This is a genomic window from Luteibacter sp. (assembly GCF_035539195.1).
In the GTDB taxonomy this organism is placed as follows: Bacteria; Pseudomonadota; Gammaproteobacteria; order Xanthomonadales; family Rhodanobacteraceae; genus Luteibacter.
Window position 1 is genome coordinate 22,552 of the sequence record NZ_DATLIW010000012.1, and the last position, 15,523, is coordinate 38,074.

General features: G+C 66.3%; 13 protein-coding genes. 11 read left to right on the forward strand and 2 right to left on the reverse strand.

Translation table 11 applies throughout. The annotated features are described in order from the left end of the window. Nucleotides 1–170: 170 nt before the first annotated feature. The gene (locus VM621_RS03125; protein ID WP_325467536.1) at nt 171–881 is read right to left on the reverse strand and encodes a FadR/GntR family transcriptional regulator; all 711 of its coding nucleotides are present in this window, start codon (nt 879–881) and stop codon (nt 171–173) included. Between the two features lie 169 nt (nt 882–1,050). On the opposite strand from VM621_RS03125, the gene VM621_RS03130 reads away from it, so the two are divergent. The 7 genes from VM621_RS03130 (at nt 1,051) to VM621_RS03160 (ending at nt 8,690) form a co-directional block, all read left to right on the forward strand. Further along, on the forward strand, nt 1,051–2,127 hold the full coding sequence (locus tag VM621_RS03130; protein WP_325467537.1) for a nitronate monooxygenase: 1,077 nt from the start codon (nt 1,051–1,053) through the stop codon (nt 2,125–2,127). Between the two features lie 223 nt (nt 2,128–2,350). Beyond that, complete coding sequence (locus VM621_RS03135; RefSeq protein WP_325467538.1) at nt 2,351–3,364, forward strand: HlyD family secretion protein; 1,014 nt, start codon at nt 2,351–2,353, stop codon at nt 3,362–3,364. Next, complete coding sequence (locus tag VM621_RS03140; protein ID WP_325467539.1) at nt 3,361–4,896, forward strand: DHA2 family efflux MFS transporter permease subunit; 1,536 nt, start codon at nt 3,361–3,363, stop codon at nt 4,894–4,896. Before VM621_RS03135 ends, VM621_RS03140 begins: the two co-directional genes overlap by 4 nt. Beyond that, entirely contained in the window at nt 4,886–6,343 is a 1,458-nt protein-coding gene (locus VM621_RS03145; protein ID WP_325467540.1) for an efflux transporter outer membrane subunit, read from the forward strand. Before VM621_RS03140 ends, VM621_RS03145 begins: the two co-directional genes overlap by 11 nt. 3 nt (nt 6,344–6,346) lie before the next feature. Beyond that, the gene (locus VM621_RS03150) at nt 6,347–6,928 is read left to right on the forward strand and encodes a TetR/AcrR family transcriptional regulator (protein WP_325467541.1); all 582 of its coding nucleotides are present in this window, start codon (nt 6,347–6,349) and stop codon (nt 6,926–6,928) included. 29 nt (nt 6,929–6,957) lie between these two features. Further along, nucleotides 6,958–7,617, forward strand: coding sequence for a M24 family metallopeptidase (locus VM621_RS03155; RefSeq protein ID WP_325467542.1), 660 nt, complete (start codon nt 6,958–6,960; stop codon nt 7,615–7,617). An 83-nt stretch (nt 7,618–7,700) separates the two neighbouring features. After that, the gene (locus VM621_RS03160) at nt 7,701–8,690 is read left to right on the forward strand and encodes a glycoside hydrolase family 43 protein (protein WP_325467543.1); all 990 of its coding nucleotides are present in this window, start codon (nt 7,701–7,703) and stop codon (nt 8,688–8,690) included. 309 nt (nt 8,691–8,999) lie between these two features. Here the strand turns inward: VM621_RS03160 and VM621_RS03165 are convergent, their stop codons facing one another. After that, on the reverse strand, nt 9,000–10,415 hold the full coding sequence (locus tag VM621_RS03165; protein WP_325467544.1) for a glycoside hydrolase family 19 protein: 1,416 nt from the start codon (nt 10,413–10,415) through the stop codon (nt 9,000–9,002). Between the two features lie 280 nt (nt 10,416–10,695). On the opposite strand from VM621_RS03165, the gene VM621_RS03170 reads away from it, so the two are divergent. The 4 genes from VM621_RS03170 (at nt 10,696) to VM621_RS03185 (ending at nt 15,522) form a co-directional block, all read left to right on the forward strand. Further along, nucleotides 10,696–11,280 carry a TetR/AcrR family transcriptional regulator gene (locus VM621_RS03170; RefSeq protein WP_325467545.1) on the forward strand — a complete coding sequence of 195 codons (585 nt, stop codon included), beginning with the start codon at nt 10,696–10,698 and terminating at the stop codon, nt 11,278–11,280. Between the two features lie 176 nt (nt 11,281–11,456). Beyond that, nucleotides 11,457–11,951, forward strand: a complete 495-nt coding sequence (locus VM621_RS03175; protein WP_325467546.1) for a (2Fe-2S)-binding protein — start codon at nt 11,457–11,459, stop codon at nt 11,949–11,951. Beyond that, nucleotides 11,948–14,221 (forward strand): xanthine dehydrogenase family protein molybdopterin-binding subunit, encoded by a 2,274-nt coding sequence (locus VM621_RS03180; protein ID WP_325467547.1) that lies wholly within the window; start codon nt 11,948–11,950, stop codon nt 14,219–14,221. Before VM621_RS03175 ends, VM621_RS03180 begins: the two co-directional genes overlap by 4 nt. Beyond that, the gene (locus tag VM621_RS03185) at nt 14,218–15,522 is read left to right on the forward strand and encodes a c-type cytochrome (protein WP_325467548.1); all 1,305 of its coding nucleotides are present in this window, start codon (nt 14,218–14,220) and stop codon (nt 15,520–15,522) included. Before VM621_RS03180 ends, VM621_RS03185 begins: the two co-directional genes overlap by 4 nt. Nucleotide 15,523: the final 1 nt, after the last annotated feature.

Below are 15,523 nucleotides of genomic sequence, written 5' to 3' on the forward strand. Positions count from 1 at the left end.
TTACTCCCCACATTTGGATGGATGCTCGGCGCACGGTTCCCCGGGGATGCAAGTCGCCTTGCCTCCGCTATCCGTTATCACTCGCCGATCAAGATTGTCCTGTGGGCCAATTGTAGTATTTTATTATTATATGTCCGCAAGCTGCGGCGCACCATTTCCCCGGCCGCCGCTCAGGGCCTGGTCTTGCCGGTGCCGCGGATGTTGGCGCGCGACTCCGCGACCATGTCGAGCATGGCCTTTCTCGCCACTTCCGGCTGCCCGCGGCGGACTGCCTGGTAGACCTTCTCGTGATGCGGCAAGGCCGACTTGAAGTTTCCCGCGTTGCGCGCGGAGAGCAGGAAGAAGGTGCCCAGCGCCGTCTCGATCACCGAGAACAGCGACACCATCAACGAGTTGTTGGTGGATTTGAGCAGGATCTCGTGAAAGGACAGGTCCGCCTCCGCCCAGGCGTCCAGATCTTCCGAGGCGGCCATGGCGTCGTAAGCCGCCTTGAGTTCGACGACCTGCGCATCGGTCCGACGTCTTGCCGCCGCGGCGGCCGCCCCAGGCTCGATCAGCTCGCGCATCTCGACCAGTTGCTCGACAAAGCTGTCGGTCGGCATCGAGGCGCAGCGCCAGGCGAGTACCTCGGCGTCGAGCTGCTTCCAGTGAACCGCCTCGCGCACGCGGGCACCTGTGCGCTGGCGAGATTCGATCAGGCCCTTGGCGACCAGCACCTTCATCGCCTCGCGTAGCGCGGTGCGGCTCACCTGCAACTGCTCGGCCAGCAGGTCCTCGCGCGGAAGTCCCTCGCCGGGGGCGAGCTTGCCGCTGACGATGAGCTGGCCCAGTTCGTGGACAACCTGGTTGTGGAGGCTACGTGCGCCCACGGGCTTCACCATGCATTGCTCCTGTGACGATTCGCCCGGGGCATACATCGTACGGGGTGGAAGCAACGAAAGAGAAGCGACCGCGCGCGCGATCCGTCGCCACCGCCGATCTGCGGTATCCTGATCCCCTTGCGTTGGCGTGCCCACCCGCGTGCGTCGATGCCCGTTCGCAGGAATGGCCATGACTGCCTGGATCGACCGCCGCGCCCTCGACCTGTTCGCCATCGAGCACCCCCTGTTACTTGCGCCGATGGCGGGATCGGGTGGTTCGGCACTCGCCATCGCCGTCGCACGCGCAGGCGGTCTGGGAGCGATTCCCTGCGCTTCCATCTCCCTGGAGACGATAGCCGCGGAAGTCGCGACGTTCCGCGCCGCTGTGCCGGGCGCCAGGATCAATCTCAACTTCTTCGCACACAGGCCTGTCGCGCCGACCGCCGCGATGACGCAGCGTTGGCTCGACCGTCTGGCACCGTACTTCGCCGAATACGCCGTGGATGTTTCCAAACTGCCGAAGGCAGGCGGACGTGCCCCCTTCGATCCCGCGATGGGCGCGCTGGTGGCCGACCTGCGTCCCGAAGTCGTGAGCTTCCACTTCGGTCTTCCCGACGATGCTCTGCTGGATCGGGTGAAGGCCACCGGCGCGACGGTGATCGCCACCGCGACCACTGTCGCGGAGGGTCGCTGGCTCGAAGCCCGCGGTTGCGACGCGATCATCGCCCAGGGCTACGAAGCCGGTGGGCATCGCGGCAACTTCCTCACCGATGACATGACCACCCAGCCCGGTACGATCGCGCTTGTCCCGCAGCTGGTCGATGCGCTGAACGTGCCCGTCATTGCCGCGGGCGGCATTGTCGACGGTCGCGGCATGGCCGCAGCGCTCTGCCTGGGCGCGTCCGCGGTGCAGATGGGGACGGCTTTCCTTCTCTCCGAGGAAGCGACCAGCGTGGCGACACACCGCAACGCCTTGCGCACCGCCCGCGACGACACGACGGCGGTGACCAACGTCCTTACCGGGCGGCCAGCACGCGGCATGGTCAACCGGATCATGCGGGAACTCGGTCCCCTGTCGTCGGACGCCCTGCCATTCCCCTTGGCGGGTGGCCCGTTGACGCCGCTCCGCGCCGCCACGGAGCCGGACGGGGTGGGCGACTTCCAGCCTTTGTGGTCGGGTCAGTCGGGCGCGTTGGCGCGGGAAGCCCGGGCCGAACAGATCGTTGCGGACGTGGTGGTACAAGCAGCGCGGCTGCTTCGCCTCTAGGCGTTCCGCCTTCGGCAAGACCCGTTCCACGGGATCAGGATCTGGACAAGGGCCGCCGTAAGGCGGCCTCTTCACGTCGGACGAAAAAAGTCGCTCGCAGGACTTGAGATTACGCATATCATCTTCATTAAAAGTACGTTCGTAATTCAACCTTCCAGCAGGTACCGCCGTGGCCGCCGTCATCGACACTCCCGTCCCCCGTGCAACGGGACGAAAAAAGAGCTTGAAAATCATCGGCCTGGTTGGCCTCGTCGCGGTGGTTGCCCTGTACGGCATCCACTGGTGGACGACCGGACGCTTCATCGAGGACACCGACGACGCCTATGTCGGGGGCGACATCACGGTCATCGGCTCCAAGGTGCCCGGGTACATCCAGACCATCGCGGTGACCGACAACCAGGCGGTCCACCGGGGCGATCTCCTGGTGAAGATCGACGACCGCGACTACAAGGCGGCGTTGGAGAAGGCCGAGGCGGCAGTCGCCGCGCAAGAGGCGTCCCTGCGTAACCTGGATGCCGTCGCCCAGTTGCAGCACAGCGTGATCGCACAGGCGCAGGCCGGCCTTGCGGCGGCACAGGCCGAAGCGAATCGCTCGAAGCTCGACGACCAACGCTACCGCGACCTCGCCGGCCGTTCGGCGGTTTCCATCGAAAGCGCGCAGCGTGCGCAGGCCGACTTCCAGACGGCCCATGCAGCGACCGACCGCGCCGTGGCGGCGGTGCAGGGCGCAGAGCGACAGCTCGACGTGATCGACACGCAAAAGCACCAGGTCGAGGCGGCGCTGAGTCAGGCGCGCGCCGAAGCGGACATCGCAAGGCTCAATCTTTCGTACACCGAGTTGCGCGCGCCGGTCGACGGGGTGATCGGCAACCGTCGCGCGCGCGTCGGCACCTACGCGGCGGCGGGGAGCCAGATGCTGGTCGTCGTTCCCGCGCATGGGCTCTGGGTCGATGCCAACTTCAAGGAGGACCAGCTCGCACGCATGAGCGTGGGGCAGGTGGTCGATGTCCGCGCGGACGTTCTTCCGGGCAAGATCTTCAAGGGACACGTGACTAGCCTGGCGCCGGCCACGGGTGCGCAGTTCAGCGTCCTGCCGCCGGAGAACGCGACCGGCAATTTCACCAAGATCGTTCAGCGCGTGCCGGTTCGCGTCACCCTGGACGGTAACGACGGCGATCTTGGCACGCTGCGCCCGGGTCTCTCCGTCACCGCGACGATCGACACCAAAGCGCCATGAGCCCGGTCGCTCATCTCACCCAGGGTCAGAAAATCTTCGCGTTCGCGAGCATGTGCCTGGGCATGTTCATCGCGCTACTCGATATCCAGATCGTGTCGGCGTCCTTGCGCGATATCGGTGGCGGTCTTTCGGCAGGTGCCGACGACACCGCCTGGGTGCAGACGAGCTACCTGATCGCCGAGATCGTGGTGATTCCGCTGTCGGGCTGGCTGAGCCGGGTGTTATCGACACGCTGGCTGTTCGCGGTCTCCGCGGCCGGTTTCACGCTGACCAGTCTACTGTGCGGTCTCGCCTGGGATATCCAGAGCATGATCGTCTTCCGCGCGCTGCAGGGCTTCCTCGGCGGCTCGATGATCCCGATGGTCTTCACCACCGCCTTCGTCTTCTTCGAAGGCAAGAAACGCGTCGTCGCCGCGGCGACGATCGGTGCGCTCGCCTCGCTGGCGCCGACCCTCGGCCCGACCCTTGGCGGATGGATCACCGATCACTATTCCTGGCATTGGCTGTTCTTCATCAACCTGATCCCGGGTGCGTTCGTCACGATCGCGGTGCCGATCCTGGTCAAGATCGACGAAGCCGACGTCTCGCTGCTCAAGGTGGGCGACTGGCTCGGCATCGCACTCATCGCCGCCTTCCTCGGCTGCCTCGAGTACACGCTCGAAGAGGGGCCGCGCTGGAACTGGATGCAGGATGCGACGATCCGCACCACGGCATGGATCGCCGGGATCTCCGGTGTGCTCTTCGTCTGGCGCGGACTGACGGCGGAGCACCCGGTGGTGGACCTGCGCGCGCTGAAGGACCGCAACTTCGCCCTCGGCTGCTTCTTCTCCTTCGTCACCGGTATCGGCCTGTTCGCGACCATCTACCTGACCCCGCTGTTCCTCGGCCGCGTGGAAGGCTATAGCGCGCTGCAGATCGGCAAGGCGGTCTTTTCCACGGGCGTGTTCCAGATACTGACGATTCCGATCTACTCGATGCTCGCCAACCGCGTCGACCTGCGCTGGCTGCTGATGGTCGGCCTGGCCTTGTTTGCCGCCTCGATGTTCGAGTTCACGCCGATCACGCACGACTGGAGCGCCACCGAGTTGCTCTTCCCGCAGGCGCTTCGCGGGATGGGCCAGCAACTGGCGGTTCCGCCGACGGTGACTCTCACTCTGGGAGGGTTGCTGCCCTCGAAGCTCAAGCAGGCGTCAGGCTTGTTCAATCTCATGCGCAACCTCGGCGGCGCGATCGGCATCGCGGCCTGCGCCACGATCCTCAACGATCGTACCAACCTGCATTTCTATCGACTGGCCGAGCACCTGACGCCCGCCAACGAAGCGATGAACACCCTGCTGCCCAACCCGGCGGATGCCGAGAACTACACCGCCTCCTTGCATTCGCTCTGGCAACTGACCTTCCGTGAGGCACAGACGCTGACTTACAGCGATGCCTTCCTCTCCATCATGGTGTGCTTTGTCATCGCGACGGTCATGGTGCCGTTGATGCGCAAAGTGCAGCCGCCGAAAGGACCTTCCGCCGATGCGCACTGACTTCCTCCTCGTCCTGCTGGCCGTGGGCCTCGCAGGTTGCACCGTCGGTCCCGACTACATCCGACCGGACGTCGCCACCCAGCCGACATGGCACGAGGCCGATGCCCTGGCCGCGCGCGGGATCGCCGCCCCTGCGCCTTCGCTCGATGCGTGGTGGAAAGGGTTCGACGACCCCGAGCTCGTCACCATCGTCGATCGGGTGATGGCGCAGAACCTCGACCTCGCCGCCTCGACCGCGCGCGTCGAGCAGGCGCGCGCCGTCGCAGCGCACGCGCAGGCAGATCGGATGCCGAGCGGCAGCCTCGACGGCAGCGTGGTCCGACAGCACCAGTCGACCAGCAGTCCGCTAGGCAAGATCGCCAGTGCATTCCCCGGCTACGAGCGCGCACAGACGATCCAGGACGTCGGTGCGGGAGCCAGCTGGGAACTGGATATCGCCGGAGGTCTGCGTCGCGGCGCGGAAGCGGCCGACGCGGAATACCAGGCAGCGGAAGCCACCCACGTCGGCGTGCGTATCTCGCTGGCGGCCGAGGCCGCCGACGCGTACTTCCGCGTTCGAGGCGCGCAGGAGCGTATCGCCATTGCGCAGGCGCAGATCGAGAACGAAGCCGGGCTTGTCGACCTGGTACGCCTGCGCGCGGAGCACGGCGTGGGCACGGCGCGCGAAACGGCGCAGTCCGAGGCAGTGCTGTTGCAGGCCCGGGCGACGATCCCACCGCTGAAGATCGAACTCGAGACCCAGCTCAATCGCCTCGACGTGCTCATGGGCGCGGCGCCGGGAACTTACGCCGCCGAGACCGGCGGTGCGAACAAGGCGTACGTCGTTCCCGGCGTGGACACGGCCGGTGGCCCGGCCGCGCTGCTCCGCCGCCGCCCGGACGTGATCGCCGCCGAGCGCGAGCTGGCCGCCAGCAACGCGCGGATCGGCGTGGCGGTTTCGGAGTATTACCCGTCGATGTCGTTGTCCGCCCTGCTCGGCTTCAGCACGCTCGGCAGTGGTCATCTGCTGACCGGCGCGGCCTTCCAGCCCCAGGGCGCGCTTGGTCTGCACTGGCGTCTGTTCGACTTCGGTCGCGTCGATGCCGAAGTCCGGCAGGCAAGGGGCGCAAACGCCGAGGCGCTGGCGAGGTATCGCGCGTCGATGTTGCGCGCCACCGAAGACGTGGAGAACGCCATCGTTTCGCTCAGCCAGCTCGAAGCCCAGCATGCGCTGCTGGCCGATGAAGTGGATGCGCACTCGCGCGCCCGCGATGCCGCGCAGGATGCGTACAAGGGCGGGGCGATCAGCCTGATCGAAGTCCTCGACGAAGACCGCCAACTGCTCGCCTCGCGCGATCTGTTGGCCCAGGTCCATGCGAACGACGCCCGTTCCGCGGTAGCCGCCTTCCGTGCCCTCGGCGGTGGCTGGGACGCACCGCGCGACGATGTCGCCAGCACGGAGCACTGAGCCATGCGCTACGACAAGGAACACAAGAACCAGACCCGCCAGCGTATCGTCGAGACTGCCGCCTTTCGCTTCCGCGAGCATGGCATCGAAGGCGAGGGCGTGAAATCGCTGATGGCGGCGGCGGGGCTGACCCAAGGCGCCTTCTACAATCACTTCGCGTCGAAGGAAGACCTGACGCGCGAGGCGGTGACTGCCGCCCTCAAGGAGCGGGTGGCCCGGCTAAGGTACTGGATCGACACGGGGCAGGGGCTCGGCGGTCTCATTCGCAGCTATTTCTCGGTCCGCCATCGTGACAACCCGGGCCTGGGTTGCCCGTCGTCGGCCATGGCTGCCGAAGTCGCACGGCATTCCACTCCGGTGCGCGAGGCCTTCACGGCGGGAGTGAACGAGTTCATCGAACTCGCCGCCACGCAATGGAGCAGACTCGCGCCCGCCGAAGCGCGCTCTCGCGCCATCGCCTTGTACGGTCTGATGGCCGGCACCATGCAGGTGGCCCGTGCCACCCATGATCCCGCCATGTCGGAAGAGGTATTGGCCGCCGGCCGGCGCGCAGCGCTCGATCTTGCGGGCATCGACGAGGGATAATCGGCCCCTCACTTCAAGCTGGATGGGCCATGGCTGTCGCGACCGCCGAGAACGTCGGCAAGCGCTTCTCCCTCGAACGGATGCTCGGTGCCCGCGAGCAGTCGTGGGCTGCCCTGCGCGACATCGCTTCGCGCATCGTGCCGGGGATGAGCGAGGCGGAAGCCATCGCGCTCGCCGGCGAGCGTCTTGCCGCCGCCGGCATGCAACGCATCTGGCATCCGAGTATCGTCCGCTTCGGCGCGAACACGCTGAAAACGTTCCGGCAGCGCTCCGCGCCGGATACGGTACTGGCGGCGGACGACATCTTCTTCATCGATCTGGGCCCCGTCTTCGATGGCCATGAGGGCGATGTCGGCGACACGTTCGTGGTCGGTCATGACGCCACGATGCAAGCCTGCGCGGAGGCCTCGCGCGAACTCTTCGAACGAACCGCGGCGCGCTGGCGCCAGGGTGTGACAGGCGTTGCGCTGTACGACTACGCAAGCAGCGAAGCCGGGGCCATGGGTTGGCGGCTGAACCATGCGACCAAGGGGCACCGTGTCGGCGACTACCCGCACGCCGTGCACAAGGCGGGTGCGCTCGGCGGCTTCGACGCCGTCCCCGTGCCGGGACTGTGGATCCTGGAGATCCAGATCGCCCATCCGAGCTTGCCGGTCGGCGCCTTCTACGAAGACCTGCTGATGGCGTAACCGGTTCTGCCAGGCCGTCCTCCCCTTTAGACGGCCAGACCCGTTAGGATCGAGCGTTCGATAACACCGAACCGGAGATCGCGATGGGGTTTCGCAAGATGCTTGGAGCTGCGGCATGGGCCGTGCTCCTTTCGACGAGCGCACTGGCAGCGCCGCCTCCGGGATACGCCGGCAACCCCGTTTTCCCGGGCTGGTACGCCGATCCCGAAGCGGCGATCTTCGGCAACCAGTACTGGATCTACCCGACCACCTCGTTGGCTTACAGCGAGCAGGTAGGTTTCGACGCGTTTTCCTCGCCGGATCTGGTGCACTGGACGAAACACGCCGACGTGCTCGACATCAAGGCGATCCCCTGGGCGAAGAAGGCGCTATGGGCGCCGGCCATGGTCGAAAAGGACGGCAAGTATTACTTCTTCTTCGCCGCCAACGACATCCAGAGCGACAAGGAGCTGGGCGGCATCGGTGTGGCGGTGGCCGACAAACCCGAAGGCCCGTTCAAGGACCTGTTGGGCAAACCGCTGGTCGGCGCCTTCCACAACGGCGCACAGCCGATCGACCAGTTCGTCTTCCGCGACGACGACGGCACGTACTACATGATTTACGGCGGTTGGAAGCATGCCAATATCGTCAAGCTCAAAGCGGATTTCACCGGCGTCGAGCCGATGTCCGACGGCACCGTGTTCAAGGAAATCACGCCTGGCCCGGAGTACGTCGAAGGCCCGCTGATGTTCAAGCGCAACGGGCACTACTACTTCATGTGGTCGGAGGGCGGCTGGGGCGGGCCTAATTATTCGGTGGCCTATGCCATCGGCGATTCGCCGATGGGTCCCTTCAAGCGCATCGGTACGATCCTGAAGCAGGATCCGAAAATCGCCACCGGAGCCGGGCATCATTCGGTGTTCCATGTGGCCAGGGACGACAGCTGGTACATCGTCTATCACCGGCATCCTCTGGGCGACACCAAGGCCAACGACCGCGTCGTCGCGATCGATGTGATGTCGTTCGACAAGGACGGCACGATCGTCCCGGTGAAGATCACCAACGAAGGTGTCAAGGCGAATCCGCTGCGCTGATCCGGATCAGCGCACGGTGACGATGCGTAACTGCATGACGCGCGCATGGAACCGCGCCGTTGTAACCGCCTGGGTCCCTGTGGGAGCCGGCTTCGCCGGCGATCCCGCGGCAGCGGGCCGGGCTGCCGCGAGATCCCATCGCCGCTGAAGCGGCTCCCACAGGGAGACCCCCTGACGGTGCCCCCACAGGGAGACCCCCTGAATGTGTTCCCACAGGGAGACCCACTGAAGTTGCCCCACAGGGCCCCCCCTGAAGATGCAGCCACAGGGAGACCCCCTGAAGGCGCCCACAGGGGGCGTCAGGCCAACTTAATCGCGCGTGTCGTCGACGATTTCCACATCGGGAAACGCCTTCCGCACACACGCGACATAGTCACCCGTCTTCAGCCCCGAGAACGGCGTCTGGTAGCCGACCAGCTTGCAACCGGCCTGCTCGGTCCAGTTGTTCTCCCAGTAGATCGGCAAGGCCCCGGCACCGCCTTCGGCGAACTGCTTCATTCCCTTGCAGCCCAGCACTTCATCGGCCGGCACAGGCACGCCGAGGGTGGCGGCAAACGCGCGGTAATACGTGATGCGATTGGCCGACTGCGCATGTTCCGCGCTGCCACCGCACTCCACACCGCCGTTGATGATCTGCGTGGTGACGCCGAAGCCGGGCACCAGACCGGCAGCCCGATCCGCATCGTTGGGCTGCCAGGTGCCGTCGATCACGTGCAGCATCGATGGCTTGGGCGGCTGCGGATAGGTGAAGAAGAACGTCGCGCTGGCGAGATTGAGCCAGGTGTCGGCCACCCGCTCCGGTGCGTCGAGCAGCGGGCGGACATCCCCGTACATGGCTTCGGAGAAGGGCCCGTAGTTGAAGTTGTACGACAGCTGCTTGGCGCCCCGGCCGAAGTAGCTCTTGAACGCCCCGTCCGGGTACTTGCCGCACGGCCAGGTCTCTGCGATCCAGCCTTCCACCTTGCACTCGCCGTTGTAGCCGTCATGCGCGCCCTCACTCCAACCCATCTCGCGGACATAGGCGAGGGCCTGCCGATATTCCTCGATCGGACGCCACGATTCATGCGCGCCCGTCTCCTGCGCGAAGTGAGCGAACATCGTGGCGAGGGTCTTCCGGCAGATCGCCTCGGCATCGCGACCGTCCGTGTAGTCGTCGCAGATGGCGGGAAACTTGGCGACGGCCTGGAGGAAGCCGCGATAGGTGTATTCCGGCGCGCGCAGCGGAAACAAGTAGTCGAAGCGCGCCTCGTCGACGATCGCCTCGACGCGACGCACGTTGCCGGGATTGCCGGCACGGTGCGGTGCCACCGCTTCGACGCTCGCGTTGTCCAGCGTGCGAACAGACGCCCGCACGGCGGTCATCAGCGGATCGGAGGTCATCCGCGCCTCGTCGGCGAGCAGCGTGCTCAGGAGCACCTTGCCGGGCGTGCCGGGGTCTGGATTGCCCGGATCGACGGGATCTTCGCCCGGGCAGCCGGTGGGGGACCCCTGCGCGACACGTTCCCAGGGTGTATCCCAGGGATTCGGCGCGCTATCCACTTCGGCGGGCGTATGGCCGGTCTCCACCCACCACTTGGCCCGGAATACCTCGTTCTCATAAGCGACGACGCAGTTCTCGGTATAGGTGCGCGCCGGACTGTAGTCGAGCGCTAAGGAGAGACTGGGTGCGACGAGCGCGAATAGCGCGAGGGCCGGGCGTGTCGCCCGTTGGTGCACGATCTTCATGATGGCCTCCATGCGGCATTTGACATCGGGGTGCACTGCGCCATGGCAGCGCGGGGTCACAGTAGATGTCGTCGCGTGGCGTCGAATATCGGATACGTCTGATTTTTGGCTACTAACCGTCACGTACTCGGTCGGTCGCACCACTTTCGTCAAACCTGTGAATTTCATCGCCCACGGGCCCGCCGCAGCGCACCATGACAGCCGACATTTCAACCCGCAAGGATTGGCTACAATCGGCTCACGGGCAGGGGACGACGTCCCCAAAGGGAGTAAGTGAGCAATGCGTTACGAGAAAGGTCATAAGGAGCAGACTCGGCAGAAGATCGTCGAGGCGGCCTCCGAACGTTTTCGCGCCGACGGTATCGATGCCGTTGGCGTGGTCAGCCTGATGAGCGATGTCGGCCTCACCCAGGGCGGTTTCTACAACCACTTCGGGTCGAAGGAAGACCTCGTCCGGGAGAGTGTCGCCAACGGTGCCACCAGCGCCGCCGAGCGGATGGCCGCGCGGATCGCCGCCTCGCGTGGCGAAGGGTACCGGGCGCTGGTCAACGGCTATCTGTCGGCCGAACACCGCGACCATCCGGAAACCGGCTGCGTCGCCGCCGCCTTGTCGGCCGAGATGGGGCGACGCCCGGTCGAGACGCGGGCCGCTTTCACCGAGGGTTTTGCCGAGATGGTGGAAGTGATCGCCGGTACGTTGCCGGACACGGTGCGCGGCAAGCGTCGTCGCACGCTGTCCATGGCGGTGTTCGCCTCGATGGTCGGTTCGCTGTCGTTGTCGCGCGCGGTCTCCGAGCCGGCCCTGTCGGACGAGATCCTGTCCCTGGGTCGCCAGGCCGCGCTCGAGCTGATCGAGGCCGGCTGACCGGCGCGCTGGGACGGGCGGCTTCCCCGGCGTCCGTCCCGGCGGCCACATCGCGGTGGTTCTATCCAAAAAACGCCGATTCCGACGGAACGCACGCTCCCTCATCGGCGTAACCTGACAGCCTGCTTGTGAGTCAGCCAATGGGACCGTCGCGTCCCACCAGCCGGGGGAAGACCATGGTTACCTTGCGCATCAATGGCGAAGATCGTCAGGCCGACGTCCCGCCGGACATGCCGTTGCTCTGGGTGCTGCGCGATGTGATCGGCCTGACCGGCACCAAGTTCGGCTGCGGTATCGCGCAGTGCGGCGCCTGCACGGTGCACATCGATGGCCAGCCGATCCGCTCGTGCCAGATGCCCGTATCGGCGGTCGGAGACCGCGCCGTGACCACCATCGAGGCCATCGGCAACACGCCCGAGGGCGCGAAGGTGCAGCAGGCCTGGCTCGCGGTCGACGTCGTGCAGTGCGGCTACTGCCAGTCGGGACAGATCATGTCCGCCACCGCGCTGCTGGCGCGCACGCCGAACCCCACCGACCGGGATATCGATGCCGCGATGTCCGGCAACATCTGCCGTTGTGGCACCTACGTCCGCATTCGCGAGGCGATCAAACAGGCCGCGACCGGACAGCCGCAGGGGCTCCAGGTGATCGTCGACGGGAGCGTCGCATGAACGCGCGTATCCGTGGTGAGGACGGCATCGACGAAGGGCGTCGCGGTGCGCTCAAGCTCGCCGGTGGCGGTCTGGCCGTCGCCTTCCTGTGGACGGCGGGCCTGGGTCCGGCCTTCGCGCAGATGAATCCGCGCCGGCAACCCGCGGACGAAGCCGCGGCCATCGCCGACGGCAATCCGCCTTTCGCGCCCAATGCCTTTATCCGTATCGACGCCGACGGCAGCGTACGACTGGTGATGCCCAGCGCGGAGATGGGCCAGGCCATCTACACCGGCATCTCCATGATGCTCGCCGAAGAGCTCGGCGTCGGCCTCGACCAGATCAAGGTCGAGCATTCGATTCCGAGCGATGCGCTTTACGGTATCGCCCTGCTGGGCGGCGGCCAGATCACCGGCGGATCGACCAGCACCCGTGGCCAATGGCAATCGTTGCGCGAAGCGGGTGCGGTCGCGCGCGAGATGCTGGTCGCGGCGGCGGCGGCGCAGTGGCATGTCGATCCCGCCAGTTGCTCGGTATCGCGCGCCACGATCACCCACGCGGCCTCGGGACGGACACTCGGCTTCGGCGCGGTGGCCGAGGCGGCGGGCAAGTTACCGCAGCCCGCCAGCGTGACGCTGAAGGACCCGAAAGACTTCACGGTCATCGGCAAGCCTCTGCGACGCGTGGATTCGCCGGACAAGGTCAACGGTGGCACGCAGTTCGGTATCGACGTGAAGGTACCGGGGATGAAGTACGCCGCCGTGCGCACGAGTCCCGAACTGGCCGGCACGCTCGGTCGTCTCGACGACACGAAGGCGCGCGCGATCCCGGGCGTGGTCGACGTCGTCAAGCTCGACAACGCGGTGGCCGTGATTGGCGAGCACTACTGGGCCGCGCAGCGTGGCCTGGATGCGCTGGAGATCGAGTGGCGTCACGGTGTCAACGAGCACCTCGATACGGCCACGCTGATCGCCGCCTTGCAGGAAAGCTCGCGTAACGGGCCCGCTCTGGTCGGTCGCAAACCCAAGGGCGAGGCGGCAGCCGGTGGCAAGGCGGTGGAGATGACCTTCGTCTCGCCGATGCTCGCGCATGCGCCGATGGAGCCACTCAACGCGACCGTGCACGTGACGCCGGGCAAGTGCGAGATCTGGACAGGCACCCAGGTGCCCACGCGTGTGCAGAAGGAGGCCGCGCGTATCTGCGGTATTCCGCTGGAAGCGGTTACGGTCGACAACCAGTACCTCGGCGGCGGTTTCGGCCGGCGCCTGGAGACCGATCAGGTCGAACAGGCGGTCGCCTTCGCCAAGCAAGTGTCGTATCCGCTGAAAGTGATCTGGAGCCGCGAGGAGGACATCCGTCACGACCGCGTGCGTCCGCTCTACTTCGATCGCATCTCGGCCACCCTGGGCGACGACGGCAAGCCGACCTCGTGGAAACACCGTATCACCAGCGGCACCGTACTCGGGCGGTGGTTGCCCGCGGCGCTGGGCAAGGACGGCATGGACAGCGACGCCATCGAGTCCGCCGCGGACTTGCCCTACGACATGGACAACGTGCTCGTGGAGTGGGTGTACCACGTGATGCCGCCCGGGCTCGTCGTCGGTTGGTGGCGCGGCGTCGGCCCGACACACAACCTGTTCATCGTCGAGAGTTTCATCGATCACCTCGCGCACACCGCGGGCAAGGATCCGCTCGCCTACCGTCGCGCCCTGATGAAGCCCGGCTCGCGTCCGCTCGGTGTCCTCGACCTGGCCGCGGAGAAGATCGGCTGGGGCAGTCAGCCCTTGCCCGCGCGCGTCGGCCGCGGCATTGCCGTGGCCTCTCCGTTCGGTAGCCATGTGTGTGCCATCGTCGAGGTCGAAGTCACGGCGCAAGGCGTGGTTCGGTTACGTCGCGCGGTGGTCGCCGTGGACATCGGTATCGCGATCAATCCGAGTTCCGTCCAGGCCCAGGTGCAGGGCGGGCTGCTGTTCGGGTTGAGCGCGGCGATGTTCAACGGCATCACGCTGAAGGACGGCATGATCGAGCAGAGCAACTTTCACAATTACCGTTCGCTGCGCATCAACGAGACACCGGCCATCGAGGTGTATACCGTGGACAGTGGCGAATCGCCCGGCGGTCTCGGCGAAGTCGGCACCGCCATCGCCGCACCGGCACTTGCCAATGCCATCTTCGCGGCCACCAGCGTGCGCCTCACCGAGCTACCGGTGACGCGTACGTCGCTGGTCGAATCCGCCGAGGCGCTCAAACACGTCGCCGACATCGGTACCGGCAAGGGGGACATCGCATGAAACGCTTTCTCCTCCTCGTCGTGCTCCTCCTTCTCGTCGGTACGGGGGCGTACTTCGTCCTCAATCGCACGGATCCGGCCGCGGGTACGGCGCCATCGATCGTCGGTGCGCCGGCGAATGCCGACCCCGTCGCGCGCGGCGAATACCTGGCCCGCGCCGCCGACTGCATCGCGTGCCATACCGTGCCGGAGACCGGCAAGCCCTTCGCCGGTGGCCTGCCGTTCAAGCTGCCGTTCGGGACCATCTACTCCTCCAACATCACCGCCGATGTCGAAACCGGCATCGGTAGCTGGAGCGACGACGACTTCGTGCGCGCCGTGCGCGAGGGCGTGCGCAAGGACGGCAGGCATCTGTATCCCGCCTTTCCGTACACCGCCTACACGCAGCTGAGCCGAGCGGACGTGCTGGCGATCAAGGCCTATCTGTTCACCCTGCCGAAGGTAAGCCAGCCGGAGCGGCCGAACGACCTGGGCTTTCCGTTCAACCAGCGCTGGGCCATGGGGTTCTGGAACGCGGTGTTCTTCCGCAGCCAGCGCTTCGCGAACGATCCGTCGCGGACACCGCAATGGAATGCCGGTGCCTATCTGGCGGGCCCGCTGGGTCACTGCGCGGAATGCCATACGCCGCGCAACCTGGGCTTCGGCCTGAAGCACGGCGAGTCGCTGGCCGGTGCGGAGCTGCAGGGCTGGCGCGCCTGGAACATTACCTCCAACGACGCCCACGGTATAGGCAAGTGGAGCGATGAAGCGCTCACCCAGTACCTGCGCACCGGCCATGCCGACGGCCACGCCTCGGCGATGGGGCCGATGGGCGAGGCGGTCGCGCATAGCCTGCAGTTCCTGACCCCCGAAGACACGGCGGCGCTGGTGGCCTGGCTACGCACGGTCCCGGCGCGCGAGGGATCGGACCCGATCACTGTCGACCCGACGCCGAAGGGCGTGGTCGCGTCGAGCGCCGCGGCACCCGGTGCGGACGAGGCCAACGCCGACTCCGAAGGCCAGCGTCTGTTTGAGGGCGCCTGCGCCAGCTGTCACCAGTGGAACGGCGCGGGGCAACAAACACCGTACGCCGGCCTCGCCGGCACGCGGGGCGTGAACGATCCCAAGGGCGCCAATGTCACCCAGGCCATCCTGCACGGGGTGACGATGCGCATCGGCGATACCGACGTTTACATGCCGGCCTTCGGGCACGGTTACAGCGATCCCGAAGTGGCCGCGCTGGCCAACTTCGTCATCGGTCACTTCGGCGGCAAGCAGGGCGAGGTGACGGCGGAGGACGTGGCCAAACGCCGCCAACTGTAGA